This window comes from Pseudomonas folii (genome assembly GCF_014357575.1).
Lineage (GTDB): Bacteria > Pseudomonadota > Gammaproteobacteria > Pseudomonadales > Pseudomonadaceae > Aquipseudomonas > Aquipseudomonas folii.
Map to the genome: position 1 here is coordinate 1 of NZ_JACONW010000243.1, position 5,228 is coordinate 5,228.

Consider the following 5,228-nt stretch of genomic DNA (forward strand, 5'->3'; position numbering starts at 1 on the left):
GCCCTCGCGAACAAGTTCGCTCCTACCGGATTGCGGTTCCGCGCACGTGGGTGTGGGCCAGCGGATGGACCTGCGAACGCCTTGAATGGCAGCCAATAAAGCGATGCCTGTGATCTCAAGCAGACTAATCAATGGTAGGAGCGAACTTGTTCGCGAGAGGCTTCACGCGGTGATTCAGACACACCGCCCTCGCGAACAAGTTCGCTCCTACCCGTTAGTGTGAGGGCTCAGATGAGCTCGGCTTCCGCAGATATTCAGGTAGCCAACACCTGCTTATAACCGATTGATCTAAAACTCCCCCGTTTCCCATGGGTCAGTTCATGGGTGGCTGCATTTTCTCAGCCTCCTCCCCAACGGAAAACCGGTAAGGACTTATGTGCGGATTAGCAGGTGAACTACGTTTTGACCATCAACCAGCGGATCTAGCCGCTGTTGAACGCATTACCCATGAGCTGGCGCCTCGCGGCCCGGATGCGTGGGGGTTTCACAGCCAGGGGCCGATTGCCCTTGGTCATCGTCGCCTGAAAATCATGGATCTGTCGGACGGTTCGGCGCAGCCGATGATCGACAGCCACCTTGGCTTGTCCATGGCCTTCAACGGCGCGGTGTACAACTACCCGGAACTGCGTACCGAGCTGAAAGGCCTGGGTTATCAGTTCCACTCCGATGGCGACACCGAAGTGTTACTCAAGGGCTATCACGCCTGGGGCGTCGATCTGCTGCCTAAACTCAACGGTATGTTCGCGTTCGCGATCTGGAATCGCGACAAACAAGAGCTGTTCATCGCTCGCGACCGTCTGGGCGTCAAGCCGCTGTATTTTTCTCGCACCGACAAACGTCTGCGTTTCGCCTCTACGCTGCCTGCGCTGCTCAAGGGCGGCGACATCAGCGGCATGCTCGACCCGGTGGCGCTCAATCATTACCTGAACTTCCACGCTGTGGTCCCTGCTCCGCGCACATTGCTTGCTGGTGTGGAAAAACTCGCGCCTGCCAGCTGGATGCGCATTGACGCCCATGGCAAGACCGAGCAGAAAGTCTGGTGGCGTCTGCCTTACGGCCCGCACGCTGACGAGACCAACCTCACTCTGGAAGACTGGCGTGATCGTGTGCTCGACAGCACCCGCGAAGCCGTTGCGATTCGTCAACGTGCTGCGGTGGATGTTGGCGTGCTGCTCTCCGGCGGTGTCGATTCGAGCATGCTGGTTGGATTGCTGCGTGAAGTCGGCGTCGAAAACCTGTCGACCTTTTCCATCGGTTTCCAGGATGCAGGCGGCGAACGTGGTGACGAGTTTCAATATTCGGACCTGATCGCCAAGCATTACGGCACCAACCACCATCAGTTGCGCATTCAGGAACACGAGATCATCGAGCAATTGCCTGCGGCGTTCCGCGCCATGAGCGAGCCGATGGTCAGCCATGACTGCATTGCGTTCTACCTGCTGTCCCGTGAAGTGGCCAAGCACTGCAAAGTGGTGCAAAGCGGTCAGGGTGCAGACGAGCTGTTCGCCGGTTATCACTGGTATCCGCAGGTGGATGGCGCAGCCGACCCGGTTGCTGCCTATCGCGATGCCTTTGTTGACCGTAGCTACGACGAATATGCAGCGACTGTTCAGCCCAAGTGGCTGACTGCCAATGACGCCGCTGGCGACTTCGTCCGCGAGCATTTCGCTCAGCCTGGCGCTGACGCTGCTGTGGACAAGGCGCTGCGTCTGGACAGCACCATCATGCTGGTTGATGACCCGGTCAAGCGCGTCGACAACATGACCATGGCCTGGGGCCTGGAAGCGCGTACGCCGTTCCTCGACTACCGCCTTGTTGAACTGTCGGCGCGTATTCCCGGCAAATTCAAGCTGCCCGATGGTGGCAAGCAGGTGCTGAAAGAAGCTGCGCGCCTGGTCATTCCGTCGGAAGTGATCGACCGTAAAAAAGGCTATTTCCCGGTTCCGGGCCTCAAGCACCTTGAAGGGGCAACATTGGGTTGGGTGCGCGACTTGCTGGTAGACCCAAGCCAGGATCGCGGCCTGTTCAATCCAGCCATGATCGACAAACTGTTGACCAACCCGGAAGGTCAACTGACTCCTCTGCGCGGCTCGAAGTTGTGGCAGTTGGCGGCGCTGAACCTGTGGCTCAGCGAACAAGGACTCTGATTAGATGAAACAGCATTCGACGACGTACAGCCAGCGCCTGCTGCGCGGTCAGTCGCCCTCCTATGAACGTCTTCAGGCGCGCTTTGCCGAAGACGGCAGCGACACTGAAGCCAAGCCGCTTGCCCTGCATTGCGGCTGGGGGCGATTGCTGATCGGTCATACTTATCCCGATCCGGCGGCGCTCGCCCACGAACTGCTCAACGAGAAACCCGGCGAGCGTGATATCGCGTTGTATGTGGCTGCGCCGCAGCAGGTGCTGGCTCAATCACCGCAGCAGCTGTTTCTCGATCCGTCGGATACGTTGCGCCTGTGGTTCAGCGATTACCGTCCTGCCCAGCGAGTATTTCGTGGCTTCAGGATTCGTCGCGCGCAGAACAGTGCTGACTGGCAGGCGATCAATAATCTGTACATCGCTCGCGGCATGCTGCCCATCGATCCGGAGCTGCTGACCCCGCGTCACCAGGGCGGTCCGGTGTACTGGCTGGCGGAAGACGAAACGACTAATGCGGTGATCGGCAGCGTCATGGGCCTCAATCATCACAAAGCGTTCCACGACCCGGAAAACGGCAGCAGCCTCTGGTGTCTGGCGGTTGATCCACAATGCACACGCCCTGGTGTCGGGGAAGTGTTGGTGCGTCACCTGGTTGAGCATTTCATGAGCCGTGGCCTGAGTTATCTGGACTTGTCGGTGCTGCATGACAACCATCAAGCCAAAGCGCTGTACGCCAAGCTCGGCTTCCGTAATTTGCCCACCTTCGCCATCAAGCGCAAAAACGGTATTAACGAAGTCCTGTTCCTCGGCCCAGGCCCGCAGGCGGATTTCAACCCGTATGCGCGGATCATTGTCGAAGAAGCTCATCGTCGCGGTATTGAAGTGCAAGTCGATGATGCAGAAGCGGGCTTGTTCACGCTGGCTTATGGCGGACGCAGGATTCGCTGCCGGGAATCCCTGAGCGACCTGACCAGCGCCGTCAGCATGACATTGTGTCAGGACAAGAGCCTGACCCACAAGGCCCTGAAAGCCGCAGGTTTGAAGCTGCCAGCCCAGCAACGGGCCGGTGACGAAGAAGCTGATCTGGCGTTTCTTGAGGAACACCAGCAGATCGTCGTCAAACCGCTGGATGGCGAACAAGGCCAAGGCGTTGCAGTCAACTTGCGCACTCCCGAAGAAATGCACGGCGCCATCGAACGCGCCAGGCAGTTCGACACGCGGGTGATTCTGGAAAGCTTCCACGAAGGTCTGGATCTGCGCATTGTCGTGATTGGTTTTGAAGTAGTCGCAGCAGCCATTCGCCGCCCTGCAGAAGTGGTGGGCGATGGTCGCCACACGATTGGTCAATTGATCGAAGCCCAGAGCCGTCGCCGCGCTGCTGCCACCAGTGGCGAAAGCAAGATCCCCGTGGATGAAGAAACCGAGCGCACGGTGCGCGACGCCGGTTACGAATTCAGCAGCGTACTGCCCATGGACGAACGCCTGGCCGTACGCCGGACTGCCAACCTGCACACTGGAGGCTGCCTGGAAGATGTAACGTCGATTCTGCACCCCGTACTCAGCGACGCAGCGATCCGTGCCGCTCGCGCTCTGGACATTCCGGTGGTAGGCCTGGACCTGATGGTCCCTGCCGCCGACCAGCCCGAGTACGTATTCATCGAGGCCAACGAACGCGTCGGCCTCGCCAACCATGAACCGCAACCGACGGCAGAGAAATTCGTTGACCTGCTGTTCCCGCACAGTTTGCCTGCACATAGCTGAGAGCAGCCTCAAGCCTCAAGCTGCAAGCCAAAAGCGGACCCGGTCCAGCTTGTAGCTTGCGGCTAATAACTTGCAGCTGCTCCGAAGGAGCTCAAATGACCACTGCAAAAAAAATCCCCGAGCCGGATCTGAACTACCTGCAGAAAGTCCTGTTGGAAATGCTCGCGATCCCAAGCCCTACCGGCTTCACCGACACCATCGTGCGCTATGTCGCAGAGCGTCTTGAGGAACTGGGTATCCCGTTCGAACTGACACGACGCGGGACTATTCGCGCCACGTTAAAAGGCAAGCAGAACAGCCCTGACCGCGCCGTTTCCGCGCATCTGGACACCATTGGCGCGGCCGTGCGTGAGGTCAAAGACAACGGCCGCCTGTCACTGGCGCCGATTGGCTGCTGGTCGAGCCGCTTTGCCGAGGGCAGCCGCGTCAGCGTGTTCACTGATCACGGCGTGATTCGCGGTAGCGTGCTGCCGCTGATGGCGTCCGGTCACGCGTTCAATACTGCGGTCGATGAAATGCCAATCAGTTGGGATCATGTCGAACTGCGCCTCGATGCCTACAGCACCACCAAAGCTGATTGCGAATCCCTGGGCGTTGGCATCGGTGACTTCGTGGCTTTCGACCCGTTGCCTGAGTTCACTGAAAGTGGCCATATCAGCGCCCGCCATCTGGACGATAAAGCCGGTGTCGCCGCATTGCTGGCAGCGCTCAAGGCCATCGTCGAGAGTGGCGCCGAGCCGCAGATCGATTGCCATCCGCTGTTCACGATTACCGAGGAAACCGGCACCGGCGCTGCAGGCGTACTGCCTTGGGATGTGAGTGAGTTCGTTGGCATCGATATCGCCCCGGTCGCCCCTGGCCAGCACTCCAGCGAACATGCGGTGAGCGTGGCCATGCAGGATTCCGGCGGCCCTTACGACTATCACCTGTCCCGCCACCTGCTGCGCCTGGGCAGTGAAAATGAACTGCCGGTGCGTCGCGACATGTTCCGCTACTACTTCAGCGATGCCCATTCGGCAGTCACCGCCGGCCATGATATCCGTACCGCCCTGCTCGCGTTTGGTTGCGACGCCACCCACGGTTATGAGCGCACTCACATCGACAGCCTTGCGGCACTTAGCCGTTTGCTGGGCGCCTACATGCTCAGCCCGCCAGTCTTCGCCAGCGATGCCCAACCCGCGCAATCTTCGCTGGAGCGCTTCAGCCATCAGATCGAGCACGATGCGCAGATGGAAACCGACACCCGCGTGCCGAGTGTGGACAGTCTCGTAGGGCAGAATCGGGAAGAGGTGGAGTAGCAAATACCCGGCTTGGAATTCGCCCTGTGG

At 59.4% G+C, this 5,228-nt stretch carries 3 protein-coding genes; all 3 read left to right on the plus strand.

Features of this window, described 5'->3' with window-relative positions; translation table 11 throughout:
* The first annotated feature begins 374 nt into the window (after positions 1-374).
* The gene (locus tag H8S59_RS26005; protein WP_187523283.1) at positions 375-2,147 is read left to right on the plus strand and encodes an N-acetylglutaminylglutamine amidotransferase; all 1,773 of its coding nucleotides are present in this window, start codon (positions 375-377) and stop codon (positions 2,145-2,147) included.
* 4 nt (positions 2,148-2,151) lie between these two features.
* A complete protein-coding gene (gene ngg, locus H8S59_RS26010; RefSeq protein ID WP_095093442.1) occupies positions 2,152-3,900 on the plus strand; it encodes an N-acetylglutaminylglutamine synthetase in 1,749 nt (582 codons plus the stop codon).
* Positions 3,901-3,995: 95 nt separating this feature from the next.
* Entirely contained in the window at positions 3,996-5,198 is a 1,203-nt protein-coding gene (locus H8S59_RS26015) for an osmoprotectant NAGGN system M42 family peptidase (protein ID WP_095093443.1), read from the plus strand.
* The last annotated feature ends 30 nt before the right edge of the window (positions 5,199-5,228 follow it).

Coding starts and splice junctions, on each gene's coding strand:
- H8S59_RS26005 (WP_187523283.1), top strand. CDS start 375: ATGTGCGGATTAGCAGGTGAACTACGTTTTGACCATCAACCAGCGGAT.
- ngg (WP_095093442.1), top strand. CDS start 2,152: ATGAAACAGCATTCGACGACGTACAGCCAGCGCCTGCTGCGCGGTCAG.
- H8S59_RS26015 (WP_095093443.1), top strand. CDS start 3,996: ATGACCACTGCAAAAAAAATCCCCGAGCCGGATCTGAACTACCTGCAG.